General features: G+C 40.9%; 19 protein-coding genes. 9 read left to right on the forward strand and 10 right to left on the reverse strand.

Going from position 1 to position 24441, the window contains the following annotated elements:
• Window positions 1-201: 201 nt before the first annotated feature.
• The gene (locus tag H6G26_RS00955) at window positions 202-630 is read left to right on the forward strand and encodes a hypothetical protein (protein WP_190727470.1); all 429 of its coding nucleotides are present in this window, start codon (window positions 202-204) and stop codon (window positions 628-630) included.
• Window positions 631-780: 150 nt separating this feature from the next.
• Here H6G26_RS00955 and H6G26_RS00960 read toward each other — a convergent pair whose 3' ends face one another.
• Window positions 781-1266 (reverse strand): hypothetical protein, encoded by a 486-nt coding sequence (locus tag H6G26_RS00960; protein WP_190727471.1) that lies wholly within the window; start codon window positions 1264-1266, stop codon window positions 781-783.
• Between the two features lie 215 nt (window positions 1267-1481).
• Between H6G26_RS00960 and H6G26_RS43670 the strand changes: the two genes are divergently transcribed.
• Window positions 1482-1604 carry a hypothetical protein gene (locus H6G26_RS43670; RefSeq protein WP_277883749.1) on the forward strand — a complete coding sequence of 41 codons (123 nt, stop codon included), beginning with the start codon at window positions 1482-1484 and terminating at the stop codon, window positions 1602-1604.
• A 163-nt stretch (window positions 1605-1767) separates the two neighbouring features.
• On the opposite strand, the gene H6G26_RS00965 is transcribed toward H6G26_RS43670, so the two are convergent.
• The 7 genes from H6G26_RS00965 to H6G26_RS00995 all read right to left on the reverse strand — a co-directional run bounded on the left by H6G26_RS00965 (window position 1768) and on the right by H6G26_RS00995 (window position 9875).
• Entirely contained in the window at window positions 1768-2364 is a 597-nt protein-coding gene (locus H6G26_RS00965; RefSeq protein ID WP_190727472.1) for a hypothetical protein, read from the reverse strand.
• Window positions 2365-2590: 226 nt separating this feature from the next.
• On the reverse strand, window positions 2591-3580 hold the full coding sequence (locus H6G26_RS00970) for a hypothetical protein (protein WP_190727473.1): 990 nt from the start codon (window positions 3578-3580) through the stop codon (window positions 2591-2593).
• 597 nt (window positions 3581-4177) lie between these two features.
• Window positions 4178-5548 carry a nucleotide pyrophosphatase/phosphodiesterase family protein gene (locus H6G26_RS00975; protein WP_190727474.1) on the reverse strand — a complete coding sequence of 457 codons (1371 nt, stop codon included), beginning with the start codon at window positions 5546-5548 and terminating at the stop codon, window positions 4178-4180.
• A gap of 14 nt (window positions 5549-5562) precedes the next feature.
• Window positions 5563-6783 carry a metabolite traffic protein EboE gene (gene eboE / locus H6G26_RS00980; protein ID WP_190727475.1) on the reverse strand — a complete coding sequence of 407 codons (1221 nt, stop codon included), beginning with the start codon at window positions 6781-6783 and terminating at the stop codon, window positions 5563-5565.
• Between the two features lie 142 nt (window positions 6784-6925).
• A complete protein-coding gene (gene eboC, locus H6G26_RS00985; RefSeq protein WP_347242414.1) occupies window positions 6926-7858 on the reverse strand; it encodes a UbiA-like protein EboC in 933 nt (310 codons plus the stop codon).
• 102 nt (window positions 7859-7960) lie between these two features.
• Complete coding sequence (locus H6G26_RS00990; RefSeq protein ID WP_190727476.1) at window positions 7961-8866, reverse strand: TatD family hydrolase; 906 nt, start codon at window positions 8864-8866, stop codon at window positions 7961-7963.
• A 127-nt stretch (window positions 8867-8993) separates the two neighbouring features.
• Entirely contained in the window at window positions 8994-9875 is an 882-nt protein-coding gene (locus H6G26_RS00995; RefSeq protein WP_190727477.1) for an EboA family metabolite traffic protein, read from the reverse strand.
• Between the two features lie 473 nt (window positions 9876-10348).
• Between H6G26_RS00995 and H6G26_RS01000 the strand changes: the two genes are divergently transcribed.
• Complete coding sequence (locus H6G26_RS01000) at window positions 10349-11551, forward strand: 3-dehydroquinate synthase (protein WP_190727478.1); 1203 nt, start codon at window positions 10349-10351, stop codon at window positions 11549-11551.
• Window positions 11552-11778: 227 nt separating this feature from the next.
• On the opposite strand, the gene H6G26_RS01005 is transcribed toward H6G26_RS01000, so the two are convergent.
• Entirely contained in the window at window positions 11779-12477 is a 699-nt protein-coding gene (locus H6G26_RS01005) for a YdcF family protein (RefSeq protein ID WP_190727479.1), read from the reverse strand.
• A gap of 309 nt (window positions 12478-12786) precedes the next feature.
• Here H6G26_RS01005 and ctpB point away from each other — a divergent pair, with 309 nt between their 5' ends.
• The 4 genes from ctpB to H6G26_RS01025 all read left to right on the forward strand — a co-directional run bounded on the left by ctpB (window position 12787) and on the right by H6G26_RS01025 (window position 19095).
• Window positions 12787-14127, forward strand: coding sequence for a carboxyl-terminal processing protease CtpB (ctpB, locus tag H6G26_RS01010; RefSeq protein ID WP_190727480.1), 1341 nt, complete (start codon window positions 12787-12789; stop codon window positions 14125-14127).
• Between the two features lie 148 nt (window positions 14128-14275).
• Window positions 14276-15265 (forward strand): glycosyltransferase, encoded by a 990-nt coding sequence (locus H6G26_RS01015; RefSeq protein ID WP_190727481.1) that lies wholly within the window; start codon window positions 14276-14278, stop codon window positions 15263-15265.
• 901 nt (window positions 15266-16166) lie between these two features.
• Window positions 16167-18152, forward strand: a complete 1986-nt coding sequence (locus tag H6G26_RS01020; protein WP_242053540.1) for a GGDEF and EAL domain-containing protein — start codon at window positions 16167-16169, stop codon at window positions 18150-18152.
• 247 nt (window positions 18153-18399) lie between these two features.
• Window positions 18400-19095, forward strand: coding sequence for a response regulator transcription factor (locus tag H6G26_RS01025; protein ID WP_190727482.1), 696 nt, complete (start codon window positions 18400-18402; stop codon window positions 19093-19095).
• Between the two features lie 553 nt (window positions 19096-19648).
• Here the strand turns inward: H6G26_RS01025 and H6G26_RS01030 are convergent.
• Window positions 19649-19933: an Npun_R1517 family heterocyst differentiation transcriptional regulator gene (locus H6G26_RS01030; RefSeq protein ID WP_138498346.1), complete on the reverse strand. Its 285-nt coding sequence runs from the start codon at window positions 19931-19933 to the stop codon at window positions 19649-19651.
• 876 nt (window positions 19934-20809) lie between these two features.
• Here H6G26_RS01030 and H6G26_RS01035 point away from each other — a divergent pair.
• Both H6G26_RS01035 and H6G26_RS01040 read left to right on the forward strand, forming a co-directional pair.
• Entirely contained in the window at window positions 20810-21169 is a 360-nt protein-coding gene (locus tag H6G26_RS01035; protein ID WP_190727483.1) for an NAD(P)H-quinone oxidoreductase subunit M, read from the forward strand.
• Between the two features lie 856 nt (window positions 21170-22025).
• Window positions 22026-24308, forward strand: coding sequence for a protein phosphatase 2C domain-containing protein (locus H6G26_RS01040; protein ID WP_190727484.1), 2283 nt, complete (start codon window positions 22026-22028; stop codon window positions 24306-24308).
• Window positions 24309-24441: the final 133 nt, after the last annotated feature.

A 24441-nucleotide genomic window follows, 5' to 3' on the forward strand; every position in this document is an offset into this window, starting at 1 on the left:
TACTTAATAGGTGTTAGACAGTCCCAACAAGAAGCTATTTTTTACATTTGTTAGTAACAACGATTGTTAGGGAAGTCTGATTTAGAGTTGCTAAATCTCAAAGGTCTTGATAAGCTGAAACACCAATAATGTAAGCCTTCTGGCGGTTTTTATATCTTCAGATACCCGAAGATGCCGACGCAATTATAGGAGTGTTTTTTAGTGAACGCAGCTGAACAGGCAACGAATCTTGAACTCGCCAGCAACATAGCTACAGTGGTTAATTTGTTCAAATGTGAGTTTCCTGATGCCAAATCTGATCTCAAACCCTGGAAGAATGATCCGGAAACCAGAGAGTTAGTCGATCCAGACTCTATAGATATTGGCTTTCACTTTCCTGGTATCAGCAAATCTTGGCGAAGTCGCAGTATTTTAATTCAAATCCGATTTTATCAAGATCCCATCAATAATTCCCGGCGTGCGATCGGCGTGGAGGTGGCTGGATTCGATCATCGCGGTGAAGCGTGGCGACTTTCTACGGTAGAAAACTGGAGTGTTGTCGGCGCATCTTCGCCTTCTGGTGAAATCGAGGATAAGCTCAAACAAATTTGCCGACAGATTTTAGAAGTTTTTAATAAATCAAGTGAATGAAATTAACTTGCGTCAGAGAAAGTAGCGAGGAATAATACAGAGGAAAGCTTTGCGATTACTCTTTTTTCTTCTTGAGTTTTGTTTAAGTCCAGTCTAAGCTTGTGAAATGCTTTTTCAGTTGATGTTAAGATGGCATTTGGATTGGCGGGACTAACCAAAATAAGAAAAGACTACCAATTTAAAGCTTGGAATTACAACAATCCATGCTTCGTCTTTGGAGGAGTAGTAGCTTCCTTTTTTAGAAGCAGGGAGAAGGATTTGAGACAACAGTGAACGACTTGCACCCGAACAACCCAAACCTGGCCAAGTGCCTTCACTCGTCCATGAATTGGGAACTGGTGTTTCTTTCCATGAACTATAGGTGTAGCGGCGCTCTTTGCTTTTTCTTGAATAGAGAGCGTCGTTAAAAAAATCGAGACCTTTACGGGAAATGGCATCCGCAGTTGCATCTGATAGTCGAAATATAGCTGCGCCACAACCCTCTCGAATAATACCACTCACACCGCCAATGTGTATGGCGTAGGTTATCTCAATTTTCGCGGGAATAAAACCACTATACCAATAGTAATTAAAAACCGAGCATACTACATATACAGTAATAATTATTGAGGTAATGATTTTTACAATTTTTTTCATTAGCCAGACAAAGGAGTTGAACAGTTCAAAGGGAACTCCCTATCATAGCAAAACCTTCCTTTTCGTCAACTTTTAAGGAATAAAAAGCCAAAATATCCCATTTCAAAGTTATTTAACCCTTGAATGATATTGAATAATTTTCTAAATTAAGGCAAAGTTGAAAGCAATGTCAGCTTTCTAACTAACTCTTTATCAGCAATATAATTAATTACACAATGTCATTGCGATCGCACCAAAGCAGAATAATGCGATCGCAACGCCTAGAACTACTTCTCTACGATATGCTTTGCGAAGGGAGCGATCGCAATGACTGTAAATATTTTTGTTTATCTACTTAACGAGCCTCTGAACTCCGTCAACAAGTATTTTATCTCCGTTAACGAGCCTTTTATCTCTGTTAACGAGTCTCTAAACTCCATTAATGAGCTTACAATTGACCACTAGTATCACTTATTATATAAGAGCAGTTTAGTCCTGATGATGAAGGCAGATAGATGCCTACTACTGGTTTTTGTCTAGTGGAACCAAAATGTAAGTTGTCTGGTTATTAGGTATATTAGCGCTTTCACTAGCAGATGGAGTCTCATCCTCAACTGCATTTGTAGCTACGTCCACTGTACCTTTTACAGTGTCTTTAACACCCTCAGCTGCACCCTTAACAATATCTACTGTATTGTTTACAGTATCGTTAATGCCTATAGCTGTACCTTTAACAGCACCCACTGTATCTATTGCAATACTGTTAACATCTAAAGCTGTATCTTTAACAGCATCTCCTACATCTTTTACAGTTTCGTTAACGCTGTCAGCTACAGTCTTTATTGCATTTCCGACATTTTTTACATTTTGATTAAAACTCCCAGTTGCACCTTTTACCGCATTTCCTACACTTTTTACAGCTTTGTCAACTTTTTCAGTTGTACCTTTAATAGTTAAAGCTGTAGCTATTGCGCCCACGGTAGCACCAATCAGCGCTCCAATTGCTACTTTAGCTAAATCATTCTTTGAGCTACTACCTGCTGTATAATTATTGGGTTGATCTGTAAGCGGATCAATATTTTCTTCAGACTGCTCTGAAAACTGCTGATTCTCATTCATAATAATCTTCTATTTTGTATTTTGTGCTAGGACAGGAAAGCAATATCTAAAAATTTTTCCTTGGTCTGACAGAGTCTAATTTCAAAAAACGTAAGTTTTTTGGTAACTAATAACTCATGAACTTTCTATGTTTGCAGGTAGTCCTCAAAAAGGGATAAGTATATATACTTTAAAAAAGAAACTATTGCTTATCCTTAGTCTTTAAGAACTACCCTATTAGTTGCAGCTATTTCCGCTTGTATGGATTGCTCTGATTTTCAGATGCTTTGGGATTTTCTGCTGTATCCTTTGCCTTGTCCGCAGCACCTTGTACAGCTTCATTAAGACCCTGTGATGTACTCTGTACTGCGTCTAGTGTTCCTACAGTGGTTTCCTTGGCTACGTCAGCGACATTTTCTGCTGTATCCTTTGCATTATCCGCAGCGCCTTGTACAGCTTCATTAAGACCCTCTGCTGTACTCTGTACTGCGTCTAGTGTTCCTACCGTGGTTTGCTTGATTCCCTCAGCGACATTTTGTGCTGTATCCTTTACTGTGTCCACAGTAACTTGTACCGCTTGATTCACACCTTGTGCTGTGTTCTGTACAGCGTCCAGTGTTCCTATAGTGGTTTGCTTGGCTAGGTCACTAACGCCCTCTACTGTGTCGATTGTACCGCCTACAACAGCTTGGATAGTACCCTCAGCGACACTCTTTGCCGCGTCCCCTAGACCTTTTGCGGTTTGACCAAGACCATCACCAATAGTCTTTGACGCGTCTCCTATACCTTTTACAGTGTGCTTAAAGCCTTGACCTATTCTTTTGCCAGCAAAAGCGCCAGCTAATGAGCCTAACGTAAGACCAATGAGTCCCCCTACTAGCGCTCTATTTAATGCAGGATTACTACCTTTGTTTGCAGGACGAGCATCGGATTCAGGCGTAATTGTAGGAGCATTTGCAGATACAGGTCTTCTAGTGCCTATGTTCGTACCAGTTGAATCAGCATAAGATTGACCCGTTGTTGTGCGGTTATCATACTCGGTTTCAGATACTCCAGCATTTATGTTTGTGCCAGTTGAAGCACCATAAGATTGACCCGTTGTTGTGCGGTTAGCATACTCAGTTTCAGGTAATCCAGCATTTATGTTTGTGCCAGTTGAAGCACCATAGGATTGACCTGTTGTTATGCGGTTAGCATTTTCAACCTGTTTATCTAAAGCTTGCTTATTCTCAACCATATCAACAATCTCCTTGATTAAAACCAGATGGCTATTAGTTAACTCTTACACCTAACCTAGCAAGCATAGAACACGACTTAATCGCTCCAAAGAAACACATCTGGGGTGAGATGATCTTGAGCCTGGGAAGATTTTACTAACGTCAAAGAGCCTACAATCAAGCCTTACGGTAGGGTGAAAAATGCTATATCCTTTAAGAAAAATTTCGGCAGTGAATGTCCAGATGTGGCAGCTAGCTTCATCAATTTGGCATTATAAATCTGGAATACTTGCGGCGGCGGAATCGTCAGCATTAAAGGGGATTTAAATTTACCTTAAGTATGTAAGTAACTATCGAGTTTTTAGTACGTTAGCAATGGCGTAATGCACCCTACAAAACTAGATCAAAATGTAATTTATAGTCTCAAACTGCTAGATACTTACAGCTTGAGCAATAATTGGAAGTAATGAAGGATCAATTGAAATACCCCACCCCTCAGCTACACGACGACCATACGGAACAAGGGGCTTAAGCCCCTTGTCTGGAACCCACGCAGGTGGGTTTTGTTCGTGTAGACGCGGTTTCTAACCGCCCTTTTTACGTTAATTTGACTAATCCTAATTTAAATGTTTGAGAATCAACGAGCAAACATCTGTCGCCTCAATGCGATTTTCACCAACTAGGTGAGTTTGATGGGTGATAAATAGAGGCCCTTCATCTGGAGAAGTGCTAACGTTACCGTGAGAACCGCGTACAAGGGAAGCATCCAGAGGAATCACATCCATTAAGTAGCGAAAACCCAGTTGTTTCTTCAGTAATTTGAGGGCAATTTTTCCTTGAGGAAATTTAATTTGCGGATCAAGGAAAAGTTCTACAGGATCGTAACCAGGTTTACGGTGGATATCTACAGTTCTGGCAAAATCAGGCGCTTTTGCATCATCGAGCCAATAATAATAGGTAAACCAAGCGTCAGATTGAGCGATCGCCACCAACTCTCCCGATCTAGGATGATTGAGATGGTAGGTTTGCTTACCCTCTTCATCCAATACCTGGGCTATGCCTTCAGTCGCTTCTAAAAGCGATCGCACTTTCGGGATGTATGCCGGATCGTTCACATAAACATGAGCAATTTGATGATCGGCAACAGCAAAGGCAATGCTAGCACCAAAATCGAGCAGTTCTCGCCCTAATTCTTCCCGCACAGCAATTAAACCGTTTTCCCGTAATACACGGTTGATATCCACAGCTTTAGAGACTTGGGTAATGCCATACTCGGAAAGAATAATTACCTGAGTATTACGTGCTTGATAATATTCAATTAAATCGCCACAAACAGCATCAATTTCTCGCAAATCAGCTTGGATGTGTTTTTCATCATGACCAAATTTTTGCAGACAGTAATCTAAATGTGGCAGATAAACTAGTGATAATGTAGGGCTGTAACGTTCCTCAATCCATTTTGCCGAATTGGCAATCCATTGACTAGAACTAATGGTAGTTTTTGGGCCCCAAAAATCGAATAAAGGGAAGTTACCTAAATCAGATTGAATTTGCGATCGCACATCACTAGGATGGGTATAAATATCAGGTAATTTTCTGCCATCTGCGGGATACATCGGGCGCGGCGTAATGGCATAATCTACTGATGAATACATGTTGTACCACCAAAAAAGATTGGCACAAGTGAAATTTGGATCAATTGATTTAGCTATTTCCCAAACTTTGGGAGCTTGCACTAGTTTATTAGACTGCCGCCAAAACTTCACTTCACATTCATCGCGGAAGTACCAACCATTAGCGACAATTCCATGTTCATCAGGCAATTTTCCTGTTAAATAAGTAGCCTGAACAGAACAAGTTACAGCAGGTAAAACTGTTGCGATCGGGGCTACTTGGCCAATCGCCGCCCAAGAAGATAAGAACGGTGTGTTTTCTCCTAGCAAACTGGGCGTTAATCCCACGACATTTAGAACAACAGTTTTCTGCATAAATTAATCTCCTTTTAATTTGCGGCAAATTCTTTTAATACCCACTCATATTCTCGCTGAATAGAAGTCAGCAAATCTATCTTCATTTCTGCTGGTAATACATCCCAAGTGTAAGTTTCAATTTCTAAATGGGAGCAAGCATTGTTTGTTTGAAGTAGATGTAAAACGGTAGCAATATCATCTTGGGTAGACTGCAAAATTTGATAATCATGAATAAAAATTGGGACATGAAAGTGAGTACGCCATTCTTCAGCTAGAGATTGTTCTAAATGCGGTAATGCAGTTATTAAGTCAGGATAGTGATGGAGTGTACCATCACTGCGACGTTCTATTACTTGGTGAAGATAAGTAGATTCAGCAAAAGGACTTAAGCGTTCAACTATCAAACTGCGTTTTTCAACATCAGCAGGTATTTTTACTTTAATTGCAGCACTGATTTGAATTTTGCCAATCTTAATTCCTGCCGATTGGAAACGTGCAAATACAGATTGTGGTTCCTCATATTCAACTGCAAAATGGCAGGTATCATAGCAAACCCGAACGTGTTCTAGCAATTTAGTTTCTGCTAGAGTCTGTTCAATATTTAATTTTTCTGATAAATAATTCCCGCCAATTGGTAATAGCCAATTTTGATAGAAATCAATTACTTCTGAGGTATTTTCAATTAATCCATCAGGCTCAGGTTCTAAATCAATATGAAGTATCTTTCCTGTTTCTTCGCAGATGCGAATCATTTCTACAACAACTGATGCTATGTTTAAACAACTCTTTTTCAAAACTGTCTCGATTGCTTGGTCTTTTTGCCACCAAGGTTTATAAGATAACGGCAGCGTAGAAATTCCGCCATCAAGTTCTTCTGGTAATAAAGTAGCTAAAATTTGTACCAAGTTTAATGTATAATCGACCCGTTCTTGTGTAGACCAATCTGGTGCATAAACTTGGTCTTTTACTACCTGTCGGTGGAATCCGCCATAAGGGAATCCATTTAAAGTGAAAACGTATAAATCTTCTTGACTAAGCCACGCTTGGAATTGAGCCAAGTTATTATTTTGTAACAGTTCTTTAGCAGCTACATCTGCTAATCTTAAACCAATACCAAAAGATGCTGTTGGCGATAAACGTGATTTGAGATTGAGAACATATTTTTCTAAATTGCTAAAAACCTCTAGCCAACTTTCACCAGGGTGAATATTGCTGCAATAAGTTAAGTGATTATTGTTTTTTGTAATTTTCATTTTCTAGCTTTATCCCTTGTATATGTAATTTCTTGGGCTTATACTATTTCACAAAATACCTGCCCCATATTCAGTTGTATGGGCGCATAGATGTGCGCCCATACAACCAATTCATGGTATTACTGGGTGTATACATTCAAATTTAAGTAACAGCAAATACTTTTGCTAACTTAATCGAAAATGGTAGCAAAATTAGAACAAATAAACCGTAATACAAACCAGCAAAACCAGATGCAATAGTTGCATCTAAAACTATTAGAGATAACACGCCTATTCTTACGGCAGTTCGGACATTTTCGGCGACTGGTTCACGCGCAGCTTTGATAAAATTAGGCAAGACTCTGATAGCTAATAAAACAGCAAATGGTAGTGCTGCGATCGCTGCATAGTCTCGTAATAATCCTAAAGCTAAAACAGCCGTTAAAACTATTGCAATCAGCAGTAATGCGAGTACTCCCGTAATCTTCTTACCTCCGTGAACTTCACCCTGACTAATTGCGGTGATAGCAGCAATGTAAATAACCGGAATTAGCGCTAAATACCAACGTTCTCCTATCATTGCTGGTACAGCACTTACGCCTAATAATAAGTTACTGCCACGACACAAACCCATATTTAAAGGGCCAAAAAAAGGATGATGTTTGGCAAGTGAATTATAGAGTAGGCATGAAAGAGTGATAAATATAGCGATCGCACCACTCACCAATGATACTTGAAAAGCAGCTAGAATCCCGATCGCAAATAGTATTCCCCCCAATAAAGTAGCATTTTCACGAGATACGCGACCACTGGGAATTGCTCTATTTGGCCGCTCTTTTGCATCTAATTCAGCATCAAAAACATCATTAAAAACTACACCACCGCCGTATAAACCAGTTGTAGCCAATAACAACCAAGCTAATGGAATTAGTATGGTAAAACTTGCTTCTCCATTGATTAATTGAGCAAAAATAATCCCAGAGCCAGAAGCTGCAAAACCAACAAGAATATCCGCCCAAGCAGTAACAATATTAGCAGGACGCATCAATTCCAGATAACCCCGCCAGCTTTGAAAATTTAAGCTTGCAACATTCACTTATCTGCCTCCGTACCTAATAATTTCTCAAAATAAACCGCATATTACATTATGCAATTCCTCATCCCTACTCCCTACTCCCCACTCCCCGCTCCCAATTTATTACTCAATCAACACATAATCTGAAACTGATTTGATTCCCGGTTCTTGTCCTCGCAACACAGAGTTGCCATTGAACAACTGACGCTGATCAATAGATTCGGGATTGAGCCAGTCTGATGCCTGCATCTGCCCAGTTTGACTGTAAGCAGATAAGGCATTTTCATAACAAACTGCTCGTACATGTTCTTCAGGAATACCCCTGTCTAACATCAACTGAGCCGTTTTTGGGACTGCCAAAGGATCGCTAATACCCCAATCAGCACTACTATCTACAATGATGCGATCGCGTCCATACTTACGGACAACTTCAACCATCCTGGCGTTACCCATCTTCGTCTGTGGATAAATTGTAAAAGCTGCCCAAAAACCTCGTCCTAATACTTCCTCAACGGTTTCCTCGTTGTTGTGGTCAATAATTACTTGCGAAGGATCTAAGCCATATTCAATACAGCGATCCATACTCCGACTAGCACCCGCTTTTTTATTACGATGAGGCGTATGAATTAGCACCAACATATCGAGTTCTTTAGCTAATGCTAACTGTTGACAAAAGTACTTATCTTCTGCTTCTGTCATGTCGTCGTAGCCAATTTCACCAATGGCAACAACTCCCTCTTTACAGGCATAAAGTGGTAGCAGTTCTATAACTTCTGCTGCTAGTGCCTCGTTGTTAGCTTCTTTCGGATTGAGGCCAATTGTGCAGTAATGTTGGATGCCAAATTGACTAGCACGAAACCGTTCCCAGCCCACAAGACTACTGAAATAGTCTTTGAATGTGCCAGCGTTCGTTCGCGGTTGTCCTAACCAAAAGGCTGGTTCAATAACGGCGACAATGCCATATTCCCGCATTACTAAGTAATCGTAAGTAGTGCGCGAACACATGTGAATGTGAGGATCGATAAACATAATGGTTTTAATGATTGGGGATTGGGAAAGAGGAGGCAGGAGGCAGGAGGCAGGAGGCAAAAGACAGGAGGCAGAAATACTTTAATTTTGATTTGATTTCTCCCTCATCCCCACTCCCCACTCCCTTTTATTTGTAAACAAAAAGGCCATCGCCGCTAAAACTATTCCAAGTCAGATTACCTTTTTGAATGGATGACTGTAAATCTGGGTAACGGGAAAGTAATGCTTGTGCTTGGGGTAAAGCAGACTCAGCACAAGCTAACGCTGCTGCTTCTTGCTCGTGTATATCCCCATTAGCCAGTACTTTTTCCAAATCTGTGATGATTGCACTATCCGCAAACCGCCCTACAGGTCGCCAAAGTTCTGGCGTAACTGAGCGTTTAGCTGCCCAACGTTCATGGGCATAGTCTGCTAACATCTTCGCCAATTCTGGGTTAGCACGCCGATCGAGTCCCCAAATTAGATGCAAAGGACTGCCAACAAACACAGCCTTCAGCACCATCTGATTCCAAGCAGCATTATCTAAATAATCTGCTGGATAAGGGTTTTGTAGTGCGATCGCTTGGAATACATTACTCATATTGCTGCGAATTCCCTCAGCAGCGCGATGGCGATGTAACTCTGGATGTGGTAGTAACGGCAAACTTTGATAAAGGACAACTAACTCCCCCATATCGGCAGTGGAGAAGAATTTATCAAGCGATCGCACATAGCCCTCAGCATCATCATGGGGCAAAGCTAGAAGTAAGAGTGTACGACCTGCTTGATCTACACTCCAATCACCAGGATACCAGCCGGGAATCACATCCTGTGCTGCTTCCAAGTCCTGGAATGTTATTTGCAAATCCTCTTTACCTAGATAACGCGGCACAGCACTAAAAGCCGTAAAAAACACTCTCTCAGCAGCGCCGCTAGCAATTTGTGCTTGCTTCTGTTCCAGCCAAGCAAAAGCTTTCTCTGAAACAGACTTTAACAGCCAGTGATGCAGTAACTCGTTTACTTTACTCATGATGAATTTTAGGAAAAGTTGCCCAACTTTTTTATGGCAACTAAGTATAAAATCTAGCACTAAACTTGATACTTTGTGATTCAAGCAGCTAGTTTATATACTACTGAGATTATAACTTCACTGAATCTATAAAAATATCCTGACTTTCGATAAGATACTGTAAAGATACCATTTCAATTAGATCAAGGATCAATTTTTTTGACGGAATAAAATTAGAATTTAATGTAATAATGATATTTATAAGCAATCTTAAATATAAAGTTTAGGCAATCAACAAAGCTATTAATAGATGTAGTTTTGAATTTTTCAAATTAAAGTAAACGCACTTAAAAAGTATGATATATTTTTTAGCTCAATTTTAATACTAAATTATTTTAAATTGTAGCTTTAAACTAATTTATTTTTTCTTTTACTATCATTGCAATTGCAATATTGCATATATTTACACTTACTTAATAAGTAATAATATTCCAATGGCTATTCAGCAAAAAACCGTTCTTAATCTTCAACCAATTAACCAATGTGTTCGCGTCACCTTTAATTATGATGTTCACTTTACTAGAGGTTTGTTTCAGTTAGATAATCCTTTACTCGCACAAGTGATCGCCGCAGATGGGGAAACGACCCCAAAACAAGTGCTAGCAGTGGTAGATGCAGGATTTTTACAGTATCAGGATGGGTTGTTAAAAAAATTATCAGTCTATGCTCAGTATTATCAAGATGTACTAACACTGAGCAGCGAGCCGATAATAGTTCCGGGTGGAGAAGCAGTCAAGAATGATTCTAGATTTATAGAACAAATTCATCAGCAGATAAATGCAGCTGGATTGTGTCGTCACTCCTACATCTTAGCAATTGGAGGTGGAGCTGTCCTAGACATGGCCGGATACGCAGCAACAACGGCTCACCGAGGAATTAGACTGCTACGGGTACCGACAACAGTATTAGGGCAAAATGATTCTGGTGTAGGCGTAAAGAACGGAATCAATGCCTTCGGCAAGAAAAACTTTTTGGGTACATTCATGCCACCTTATGCTGTCTTGAATGACTTTGATTTTCTTACTAGCCTTGACGATCGAGATTGGCGATCGGGTATTGCAGAAGCTGTGAAAGTGGCGCTGATTAAAGATGCAGATTTCTTCGATTTCATTATGACTAATGCCAATAAATTGGCTAATCGAGACATGGACATAATGGAAAGGCTAATCTATCGCTGTTCCCAGTTGCACTTAGAGCATATTGCTGGTAGTGGCGACCCCTTTGAAATGGGTTCATCGCGTCCTTTAGACTTTGGACACTGGGCTGCTCACAAACTAGAGCATTTAACTAATTACAGCCTACGTCATGGTGAAGCTGTAGCGATCGGCATTGCTTTGGACACAACCTATTCATATTTAACAGGGCAACTCTTGCAATCTGAGTGGCAAAGGGTTATAACTACACTCAAAAAATTAGGCTTTACTTTGTACGTATCGGCATTGACAGAGCAATTAGATCAACTAGATCATCCGCATTGTCTATTTAGGGGGCTTACGGAGTTCCGTGAACACTTGGGAGGAAATTTGACCATCACCCTTCTAAAAAGAATTGGGCAGGGAATAGAAGTTCACCAAGTAGATTTGTCTTTGTATAGAGATGCTATTTTGATGCTACAAGATTGGGAATTTTTACATTAATTTTCCTTTGGGTGCATCACCCAATTGCGATTATTCTATGCAAATATATTGCTTAAAATTCCAGGCGATCGCTACTTCGTGGTTCTAAATTGCGAAATACTTTTTAGTTCCTCTTCTTCTTCCTTAAGAACGTAGTAAAGTTCCCAATTCTGTTGGAGGTTTAACCAAAACTCTGAACTATTTCCAAAAAATTTTGATAACCTTATTGCCGTACTACCTCATCCCCCTTATTTCCTCAAGCCCCCTTGGTGTTCACAATGAAAACCTCGATTCTCCCAAGCTTGCATATCTACTTGAGTAAGTCTGGTTACATTTGAGCATTGCGGTTGAATAATTTGACTTACAATCGCCCAAAATAAGCTGCGTGTTACATCTAATCCAGTTTTGGGCCAAGATTCACGATTACCAGGAACACCCGACTCCTGAACAATCTCTGTTTCTACCCAAATACCATGAGCGCCCAAAAGAATCTGTGCCATCCATTTGGCTCTGGGTAAATGACTCTGCGAGGTAATCAACATGACTTTATGCACTCCCCAACGTCGCAAAATTGGAATACCATAATAAAAATTTTCAAAAGTAGAATTCGCGCACTTTTCTAACCAAACGTTTTGTAACTCTGCTAATTCTGCCTGAAAAAGTAACCATATACAGGGGTCTGGGGAACCATGAGAAATTAAAATTGGAGTTAGCGGGTATTGTTTTGCTTGTTGGGCAACATAAGTTTCTCGACGAATACTCCCACCAAGCACAAAGAAAGCATCTACTGGCTGGGAAGAAGCAAAAACTAAGGTTATAGTAGTGAAAATCAGCCAAGTGCCCAAAACAAAGTACAATCCACCAGTTAGTTTTTGTAACAGTTGCCACAAATCAGCAAAATTTTTTTTAATAGAAATTAATGATTTGATGGTAAATTTACGTTTCATGACTTAGGTAACAAAACACGATTTAATCGCTGTCTAACAGTGCTGCATTTCAGTGATCAAAGTGCTATCTTATAAAAGTAATAAAGAAATACAAACATGACGCTGATCAAAGTGTCACATATTGAGTATAGCCTTCCGGAGAAGGCTAAGAAACTAAGAAGTCGTTGTTAATCATGCAGTATTTTCAGCATCATTCAACGATAAAAATTATGAACAGAGCATAGCTTAGTTTGGGGTATAAAAACTTAAAAATTTCTAGAAAGCCTGATTGCTAAACTGTCAATAACACAATTATTCCAGCTTATATACATGAACCAATCTGCGAAAAGTTACTCGCCGCTCCAAGTAGCCTTGATTGGTGGAGCGATCGCCACTACTGCTACGATGTCTGTGTTCGGTTCCGCTTGGACTCGTGCTGTCCGTGCCTCTCTAGCCCTACAAGACAGCCCGAAAGTGATAGTTGACCAAGTTTGGCAACTGGTGAATCATGAATATGTTGATGGCAAATTTAATCAACAAAATTGGCAAGCAACCAGGCAAAGCCTGTTGAGCAAAGACTATTCTTCTCGTGAAGAGGCTTATGCTGCCATCCGTGAAGCTTTACAAAAGTTGGGAGATCCTTACACTCGATTCATGGATCCCAAACAGTTTGAAGCCCTCACTAGCCAAACATCTGGGGAAGTCTCTGGTATTGGCATTCGGATGGAAGTGAACGAAAAAACTCAACGGCTCACTGTTGTCGAAGCCATAGAAAATTCTCCAGCACTGAGAGCTGGGATCAAAGCAGGCGATGAAATTTTGGCAATTGACGGCAAACCCACTCTCAAAATGAAAGTGGATGACGCCTCTAAGCTAATTCGTGGCAAAGCGGGTACTCCTATCAAACTAAAACTGGGGCGGAGAGGGGTAAATGCCTTTGATTTGAAGCTGACAAGAGCAAATATTGAAGTGCCAACGGTACGTTATACCCTCAAGCAAGAAGGAAATCGCCGCATTGGCTATATCCGTTTGCGGGAATTTAGCGCCCACGCCGCAGAACAGATGCAACGAGCCATCCGCGATTTAAACACTAAGAAAGTCGATTCTTATGTCTTGGATTTGCGAGGAAATCCTGGTGGGTTGTTGCAGGCGAGCATTGAGATTGCCCGGATGTGGTACGATGAGGGCGGAATTGTCAAGACAGTAAACCGTGTGGGCGGCACTGACGAAACTAAAGCCAATCGCACTGCTCTGACAAATCGTCCATTGGCAGTCTTAGTGGATGGTAATTCAGCTAGTGCTAGTGAAATCCTTACAGGGGCACTCAAGGATAATAAGCGGGCGGTAGTCGTAGGTGGACAAACCTTTGGTAAAGCGTTAGTGCAGTCCGTTCATGAGCTTGCAGATGGTTCCGGCTTGGCAGTTACCATTGCCCATTACTACACCCCTGCGGGAACAGATATTAACCATAAAGGCATTGTCCCAGATATCAAGCTAGACTTGACAGAGGCACAAGAGCGGCAGTTAGCTTCTAATCCAGATTTAATCGGAACTAAGAATGATCCGCAATATGCCCGGGCGATCGCAATTTTATCCAATAAAAACTTTGCCCAGCCGCCAGCAAATCAGCCTACTCGACCCATGAGCCGCGCCGATAACCTGAAATTTTAGATTGACGCGAATGATTTGTTGTCAGGTGTTTATATAGTAGTATTCCCAAATCCAGATTTTTGGAGTTATGAAAACTGCTTGATATACCGTTCTAGGATTTTGGATTGGGAATACTAGCTAGAAATCCCATCTCTAAAATCTCAGATTTATGAATCATCAGCCAGTTGATGCAACCACCGCCACCAGTTTTTTACCAATGGTGTCGGTGGTTGTCCCTATTTATAACGGTGAGGCAGATTTACCAGAGTTAATCGATTGTCTGTTGTCTCAAACTTACCCGAAAGACCGGGTAGAGTACTTGTTGGTGGACAATAATAGTAGCGATCGCACTCTCACCATCCTCAAAACATTTGCCGAAAATTACCCGATTACAATTCGCCCCTTAAGCGAAAACCAAATTCAAAGCTCCTATGCTGCTCGTAATACTGCTATTCGCGCCGCTACGGGTGAAATTATAGTTTTTACCGATGCAGATTGTCGCCCACAACCTCAATGGTTAAATTCATTAATTCAGCCTTTTGTCAACAAAGAAGTGATAATTGTCGCTGGTGAAATTTTGGCACTACCAAGCACAACTTTGCTAGAACAGCACGCAGATCGTCAAGAAACTTTGTCGCAAAAGCATACCCTTAACCATTCCTTTTGTCCCTATGGTCAGACGGCTAATTTGGCAATTCGACGCATTGCCTTAGAAAAAGCGGGTTTATTTCGTCCCTATCTTACCACTGGTGGCGATGCCGATATTTGCTGGCGGATTTTGGGGGAAAACATCGGACGTTTGGAATTTGCCCCGAATGCGATCGTTCAGCACCGCCACCGCGCCACACTTAAAGAACTGCAAAGTCAATGGCGGCGCTATGGACGCTCAAACCGCTATCTACATGAACTGCATGGTGTAGATTTGATGCGAGAGATTACACTCAAAGAATGCGGCTATCGTTTAGCACGTTGGTTATTGAAAGAAATACCAAGGGATATTAAAAAGGCGTTGGCGCAGCCCGCCGCAGGCATCGCGGGTCAAGCTACCCTTGTAGATTTATTGAATACTCCCATTGGTTTGTTCACAGCTAGGGCACGTACTGTTGGGCAACGAGATGCCAAGCTGCCAGAGAATGCTAAGATAATTGATCGACTGTAATAATATTTAGGGGCTAGCAGTCAATTCTGTAGGGAGTGTAAAATGCGGCGTTGCATAAATGCGGGATGAATTGGCGGTTGAAACTATTGAAAACTCGTTCTAAATTAAGCGAAATCATCCCATAATTCAGCAACGCCTAAAATGCTTCTTAAACTGTAAGTTACTGGCTTATAAACTTTCGTTGCCTAGCTTTTAGTCCTTCGACATTTATTTTTGCTTGCATTGAAATGCTCCCGTTATGTATTACATTTTATACTACGAATACTCGACCAAGTCAAAAATAAGCTAATGAACATTTAAGTTGCATAAAACCAGGGCTGAAGCCCTTATTACAAGCGAATCAGTCTGGAAAAATGAATGACGATTAGCTTAATGGGTAAAGGCAAAGGGAGAAAAGAACTTGGTTTTCTTACTATAAAACCCCACTGAATTTCTTTAATGGACTACTAAGCAGCTAAGTAACAAAAAACGCTTTTGTCATTAATATCACAAAAGTGAATATATCTTAAGAAATATTTAAAAAATAGGCACAGCAAGTATACTGTTATGGTAAAATTTAACTTTAATAAATTGAAATTGTATTTAATAAAGTAAAAATCTTAACAAGTAGGGCTTGCTCCAACTTTGTACTTTGGTCATTAATGGACAAGTTTGTGGCACTGAATAGTGCGAAGAGTTGATTTGAGTGTGGACAAATTTGTTTGCTTTCTCATCATTGATAGATAAATTAGTAAATCAATAAAATAAGTTCTGCCATATTTATTTATAATATGTCCGCTCTTGCAAGTAACCCAATTCTCGCTTGCTCAAAAGGATTTGAACCCTTGAGGAAGGTATGGTGTTTGCTTCTCTTACTCTCTTCATTCACACCTACGTTTCATAGTTTTGTGAGTTGAGCAACATGAACGTGGATGCATTTAGCCAAGAGATAAAAAAATTGTGCTTACAGATACAGGGACTATTACAATGCAATGGAACTAAAGCAAGCTCACAACAAGACATAATAACAGAGGCTTTCGAGGAACTCCACACCGCAATGGAAGAACTATTGACAGCCTCCGAGGAGTTAAAGCTAACACGAGCGGCAGTGGAGAAAGAGCGCCAGCGTTACCAAGATTTGTTTGAGTTCGCTCCAGATGGTTATTTGGTAACTAATGCCGCAGGGATAATTCTAGAGGCTAATTATACCGCAGCAACCTTGCTTGGTGTCCACCAAAAACATTTGGTAGGTAAACCATTAATTCTGTTTATTGCTCAACAAGACCGTCAGTCCTTTAGCTTTCAGATGAACAATTTGCAGGAGCTACTGAACTGGGAAATTAACCTACAACCACGGGGAGGAGATCCTTTTCCTGCTATGAGTAAGGCATCTGTGGTGTACGACTTCCAGGGGAAGCAGGTTGGCTGGCGTTGGCTTCTATGCAAGGTCAGCGAACACAAACAAGCTGAAGAAATGTTGTACCAAGCTTACGATGAGTTAGAAATACGAGTAGCAGAACGGACAGCCGAACTGGTAAAAGCAAATGAGAAATTGTTAACTGAAATTACAGAGCGTAAACGAGTCGAATCACAACTGCTGCACCTTGCGTTTCACGATGCACTGACGGGTCTGCCAAACCGCGCTGCATTTATGAACCGCCTAAGACGTGCGATTAATTATTCAAAACGACATTCAGATTATCTATTTGCGGTACTCTTTATTGACCTAGATCAGTTTAAGGTGATCAATGACAGTTTTGCACACTTAAAAGGAGACCAGTTTCTACTTGCTATTGCAGGTAGGCTAGAACTATGCGTACGCTCCATAGATACAGCCGCACGGCTTGGAGGAGACGAATTTACAATCCTGCTTGAGGGAATCCAGGATGTGTCAGACGCTATCAAAGTTGTTGAACGGATTCAACAGGAACTGAAGTTACCCTTTGAGCTTGACGGACAAGAAGTGTTTACAACAGCAAGTATTGGCATCGCGTTGAGTTCGACAGTAGACTATAAACATCCAGAAGAACTGTTGAGGGATGCTGATACAGCAATGTACCGAGCCAAGTTGCTGGGCAGAGCGCGTTATGAGCTATTCAACTCAGATATGTATGCTAATACTCTGGCAAAATTGCAGTTAGAGAGCGATTTGCGCCGAGCAATTGAACGCCTTGAGTTTCGAGTTTATTACCAACCGATTGTTTCGCTTACTAAAGACTCTATTTTAGGTTTTGAGGCTTTGTTGTACTGGCAGCATCCTGAGCGTGGCTTACTTAATCCAGCAGATTTTATTCCCTTGGCAGAAGAAACTGGACTAATCTACTCCATTGGCAACTGGGCGTTGCATGAAGCCTGTCGCCAGGTGCAAGCTTGGCGAATGTGCCATCATTCCAACTTTATAGAGAAAATCAGTGTCAATCTCTCCCTCAAGCAATTTTCCCAGCCCGATTTGATTGAGCAGATTCGGCAAATTTTGCGCTCAACTGGTCTGGATGCTAGCACTCTAGTGCTAGAAATTACTGAAAGCGTAATTGTGGAAAATGGCGATAAGGCAACTGCCGTACTCTTACAACTTCGAGAGATGGGCATTGAGTTATCAATTGATGACTTTGGTACGGGCTACTCCTCATTAGGTCGTCTTTATAACTTTCCGATTAGTGTGTTGAAGATTGACCGTTCTTTCATCAGCCTGATGGCCAGTAATAGTAAAAATTTAGAAATTATTGAGATAATTATCACATTGGCACACAAACTGGGTATGGATGTGCTAGCCGAAGGAGTAGAGACAAAAGAGCAACTAGCACTTTTAAGAAAGTTGAATTGTGAATATGCCCAAGGAAATTTTTTCTCTGTTCCATTAAATAGTTCAGTAGCAGAGGCATTAATTATGACAAATCCTCGGTGGTAAGAGTTATTTAAAAAAGTTTGTAATGGTAATTAAAGACAGTTTCAAATGGGCATATAGCGCAAAACCGGAGCGGAGGCTTCCTCAAATCTAGATTTTGTAAAATAGTCTTCGGCTGAAACAAACCCGTTACCGTCGTTATCAGACATCACCAACGTTAACAAGCTCTCTCGTTTTTCCTTTATCCCTTTTGTTCAATGACTGTCAACTTTCGCTAAATTGGAAAAAGGTAAACTTAAGGGAATTTTAAATGTCAGCACAATTGTTACTGGTGGATGATGAACCAGGGATACGGGAAGCCGTGAAAGACTATTTGCAAGAGAGCGGTTTCAGCGTTCAAGTCGCCAGTAACGCCCTTGAAGGTTGGGAATGGATGCAAATGAATACACCCGACCTAGTGATTTCCGATGTCATGATGCCTCAAGTGGATGGCTATCAGTTCCTGAAACAACTGCGAGAAGACCCTCGCTTCCAAGCGCTCCCAGTAGTATTTTTAACTGCTAAGGGTATGACAGGCGATCGCATCCAAGGCTATCATGCTGGTGTCGATGCCTATCTACCCAAACCCTTCGATCCAGATGAGTTAGTGGCTATAGTCGAAAATTTGCTCGCCCGCCGCGCTGCTAAGGCTCCAACTACGGGAGATGACGTTGAAACGCCTGATCTTGCTGAACTAGCCAATCAGATTGCTCAAATTAAGGCATTGTTAACTCAAAAAAATGCCATTTCTCAATCGCCAGCCCCTTTCAAAATTGATTTGACTCCCAGAGAACAAAGTGTTCTAAATTTGGTCGCTGAAGGGCTGATGAACAAAGAAATCGCCCGTCGCTTGGAAACCAGTGTCCGCAATGTAGAAAAATACGTCAGCCGTTTGTTTAGTAAAACTGGCACCAATAGCCGTACAGAGTTAGTTCGTTTCGCCCTAGAACACGGTCTTGCTAAATAGACATTGGGCATGGGGCATGGGAGAATATTCTCCCATGCTCCCTGCTCCCTGCCCTCCTCTTTGCGTCCTCTTCGTTAAATGTTTTTTTGATATGGGTAATAGGTAACTGGTTGCTAAACCATGACCTATTACCAGTGATAGATAAAACATAAGTATTTCAGCAAATCAGGCACTTAGCTAAAGTAAAAAGCTAAAAGTAAGTTATTTATTTTAACTTTGGCCTTTTAGGCTTTCATTGAATTCGCGCCTGTTGTTCAATTCCCCATCTGTAAAGACACAGGGTTTTGTTCTTCCTACAATGTCTTGATAAAAACTCGGTAAAATGCACCCGGCTGAATTTGCTTTCAGATTCTACCAGTACCCTTTGCTACAAAGTTTTTAATAGAGGAAACTGTTCCTGGGACTTCGTGCTGCTAAATAAGACTTTCACAAACTAGAAATCACAATATTTTATGAATTCTATTTGCTGCTTAGTTTTTATGGCAACGGGGCTATGGGATCAACATTTGATTTGATACCCAATTCATGTTTTTTCACTACTTAAATTACACCCTTAAGTTTGGGGATTTTCAGCAGCATTACGTAAACGCATCAGTTGACGTCGCATTTGAGGTGAGGCTTTAAACTCTGATACTTCTTGCGCTTTAACGGAGGCTTGCAGCGTCTCTAGAAAGTCGTCAGAACCCTCAGTCAAGGCATCAAGTAATACCTGTAAGAGTTGTTCGCGATCGCCTAATAGACTCTTTTCCTCAATCAACCGAAATTTGAGATGGATTTCGCACTCATAAACACCTACTTCGAGATTATTTATCTGGCGTGGTAATGCTTTGGAGTTCATAGCTATTGAGATTCCTTTACTTGGTGGTCATGAGGGTAAGGAGGTAGATGCCCAGCAAAATTCTTTATATCTTCTTTGAATCCAAAGTGCTTGAATTAAGAATTTTTCTTCATCAATCACCTTTGTATTCCATTTCAGTCTCCTGTGTTTTATTTTCAAGCTAGATTTTGATGTTCTTGTGCCAGATGTAGCTTAATGGTAAGCCATAACCATTATTCAGTTTTTAAGATTCTACACAATAAAGTTTCTGTAAGAAGTTGTTCGACCTTTTTAAAGCTTTTTACACCAACTTTATGTTAACGTCAATAACAGTTGGACTTGTTACTTGAATTTTGGTGTTTATACGTAAGTAAAACCGCTTAATTTTTTTGAGTTTACTAAACCCAGAGGTCGATGTAGCGCTATTCAGTAATATTACTTGATGTGCGTTTTTTTCAACATAAAATTCTGGAGAAATTAATCAGCATAATTATTAAGATAAAGATTTTAGTTACCCATAAAAAAATGTACATAGATTAAATTATTCTTGCCGAGCGCCCCGCCCTACTGCCTTCTATGCTTGATAGAGTACAAAAATCTTAGCTTTAGGTAAGACTGGCACAGCGCTTAGACTTGTCTGTATACGCCAAATAAAAACACTCCAACTAGTAATTTTTACAGAAAAATAATTAGACTACTGTCAGTACTAGCAACTAAATTTATCTTCAATTCCTAACAGAAGTAGCAAGTTCATCAGTAGAGATGATATTTTTACTTATGCCCATTCAATATACCCTTTTGAAATTGCTTTCAAAGCTTGTAGATTGAGAGCATTCACGCTTGAATATAGCGTTTACAATAATTTCAGTGTAATCCACCCAAATCTTACACCCTTTTATGGCTAACCCGATGCTGCTCAAGTCCACAACCCGGCATATCCGCATTTTTGCAGGTGAAATTGACCGGGATGGCGAACTGGTTCCAAGTCAACAGGTCTTAACGTTAGATGTTGACCCAGATAACGAATTTAACTGGAATGAAGATGCGCTGCAAAAAGTTTATCGAAAATTTGATGAACTAGTAGAAGCATCTAGTGGCGCAGACCTCACAGACTATAACTTGCGCCGTGTTGGGTCAGACTTAGAACATTATCTGCGATCGCTCCTACAACTTGGGGAAATCAGCTACAATCTTTCTGCCCGTGTTACCAACTACAGCATGGGAGTCCCCCAAGTTGCAATTGACGGCAAACAATAAGCTCACGCAATGTCAACTTCATATTCAGAGGCTCTCTTTTATAAAAAGAGAGCCTCTGAATTCTCCCTTTTCCCCAAAACTACGGTGTACACAAAAGTCTTTTAGAGTTGCCCCAAAGGTTTCTGATCCCCCAACCTTCTTTAAAAAAGGGGCAATAAATCTCAAAGTCCCTTTTTTAAGGGTGGCTTAGGAGGATCACACGATGTTTTGTATTGTGTGTAGAGATGTGTGTACACCGTAGCTAGTGCCTCGTTCCCAGCCTCTGGCTGGGAATGCCCTCTGTGAAGCTTTGCGATTTCCCCAAAGACGAACCCGGAAACAAAATTACGGCGTTGCAGAACAGTAGGATAAATTGGGGCAAGCAGGAGAGGAATTTTAGAAGTTGCCAAATCATCCCGCAGCTATGCAACGCCAAAATTACAAAATTTTTAAAGTCACTTCATTCGTCAGGTACTTTTGCCAAAATTATATTTAATTATCTTAATTCTTAATTAAAGTTAATTGTTGCTATCCTACTTATAAACTAAATAAATACCAACATTATCTACCTCTTGATGGTCGAGAAATTCAGCAAAAGCTTGGGGCGCAGTTATGCTTGGGTTATGCTTTGGTAACAGGGTTGGAGTTAGTTGCTTTGGCGATGGAGAGTCACAGAGCAATAGAAGCTATGATGAGGCTGTAGGGTTGACTTAGGAGCGTATTCTTTAGATAAATAAGTATTAGCACCTGCTGATATCCGCCAGCTAAAATCATCATCTAAAGTCTGGGTACGTGAAGTTTAAGAAAGATGAGCGGTCTAGATTGTCCCGAATAATGCTGTTAAAGAAATTGCCAATCGCTTCCCGGTGCGAAAACTATGGAAAATGACGCGGCAACGCTCTACTGTCCAAATGAAAATTGTCAGGCTGCCAACCCCCTGACTCACAAGTTTTGCCAGCGATGTTCTACGCCCCTACCCAAAAATTACCTCTGGGCTGTGGTAGATGGCCCGAGTGTGGGTAGTCCTGGAGAAATATTAGCCGATCGCTATTTAGTTATTGATAAATTTGTTCTTTTAGATACGAAGCCAGGTTTATTAGCTTTAACACCTGAAGTAGATCATTTACAGCCTCTAAAAGCTTACCTGAGACTGGTTCCCTACCGTTTAAATGTACCGCAGGTATATGGAGTGCTTTTTCTCGCTGACGGCCCCTCCCATCGAGAAATATTACTTTTAGAAAAACCTCCATTATTAACTGTAGATGAAAAAATCCAACAAGTGCGTTTGGGCAACGATTTAACCACCGCTTGGCGTGATGCTACATCGATGCGCCAGCTCAATTGGTTATGGCAAATAGCTCATTTGTGGCAACCTCTTGCAAGTGAAGGTGTCGTCTCTAGCTTGCTTGACTCAGATGTATTACGGGTAGAAGGATCATTAGTCCGTTTGTTAGAATTGCGTTTCGACGCAGCAACATTACCAGAATTACCCCAATTAGGTCAATTTTGGCAGCAGTTGGTTAGTGGTGCTAAACCAGCCATAGGTGAATTTGTTGAACACATTAGCCTTTCTTTAGTTCAAGGAAAGATTAATTCAACTGATCAATTAATTGCAGTTTTAGACCAGGGACTAGCACAATTAGGGCGATCGCAAACACCCACAATCAAAATTATCACCAAAACCGATACTGGGCCAAGCCGCCAACGTAACGAAGATGCTTGTAGCCCACCCAGTGGAACTCTAGTGAGTAAACCACCGCAGTCAACAGCCTTAGCAATTGTCTGTGATGGCATCGGTGGACACGAAGGTGGCAATGTCGCATCAAATTTAGCCATTGAAACAATCCAGCAGCAGGTACAGCAACTCACAAAAGTTCCCTACGACCACATAGACCCCTCACTGCTACTGAATGACTTAGAAAAGGCAGTGGCAATCGCCAATGACAAAATTAGTCAGCGCAATGACGGTGAAAATCGCCAAGGTCGTCAACGGATGGGTACGACTTTAGTAATGGCATTGCCTGTTGCTCATGAAATGTACATTACCCACGTCGGTGATAGTCGTGCTTACTGGATTACCCGTCACGGCTGTTATCAAGTAACCCTGGACGATGATGTTGCTTCCCGTGAGGTGCGGTTAGGCTATGCCATTTACCGTGAAGCTGTACAACAAAGCGCTGCTGGCTCTCTTGTCCAGGCTTTGGGCATGGGGCCTAGTACTTCGTTACACCCCACATCTGCACGGTTTATGCTCGACGAAGATGCTGTTTTTCTGCTCACATCCGATGGTTTGAGTGATTTTGATCGGGTGGAGGAATACTGGGAAACAGAAATCTTGCCGATTCTAGCTGGGGAAACAAATATAACAAATGTTGCGGATAGATTAATCGAAATCGCTAACGCTAAGAATGGACACGATAATGTCACCATCGCTTTAGTTCATTATCAAGTCCAATACTGGGAACCAGAAATCACGATCAAAGCCGTAATTCCAGAGAGTTATTCTGCCAAAACTGTTGATTTGGCATCCAGAAAGCCTGATGCGACACTTTTAGGTAGCCCAAACCACAAAACTCAGGTGATTCCAGACACTGAGTCTGCAAGAACTCCTAGTTTACCGCTACAGTGGATTGTTCCGTTAATATTTGTAGTAGCAGCAGGTTCTTTAGGATTGTTCGTGAAGCAACTGCGATCGCAATCAGGGCGTTCGCCAATCTTTTCCAATCCATTACAAACTCAAAACCCTACCATCGAAGCAACACCCGCAGCGCGATCGCTTGCTAATCTTTCTCCTGGTTGGGTTATTCAAACCAACAATCAAATATCCTTGGGAAAAAACCAATCACTTCCCCCTAGAGCTTTTTTAGAAGTTATCAACATAAAACCAAATTCTCAACCAGCTTCTGGGGATTTGTTGGTGTCTATGCGAGTCTGTCCAAATAAAAGCACACAAACTTCAGCTAATACTAATAATCCCGCAGGAACTTCCTCTGTTTCATCAAATTCAAAACCTTTGCCGGAAGAGAAAACAGTATTGCTGTTATCCCAACTGAAACGCTTTGGTGTCTCTGTTTTACAATCAGATGTAAAAAGCCCATGTACAACCGACACACAACCGCCAGCGATTCAATCACCTGCACCTGACACCAGTCCAACTTAATCAAATACTCGTTAAACTGGTAAAAACCTGGAATAATAATCAGGTAACAATTAAAGTAAAACTTACAAGGTAAAAAAGTAAAAAGTTTTAACCTTGGAGAATTCTTATTTGAAATTATTTGTTTTAAATTTTA

It is taken from the genome of Nostoc sp. FACHB-888 (assembly GCF_014696655.1).
GTDB lineage: Bacteria > Cyanobacteriota > Cyanobacteriia > Cyanobacteriales > Nostocaceae > Nostoc.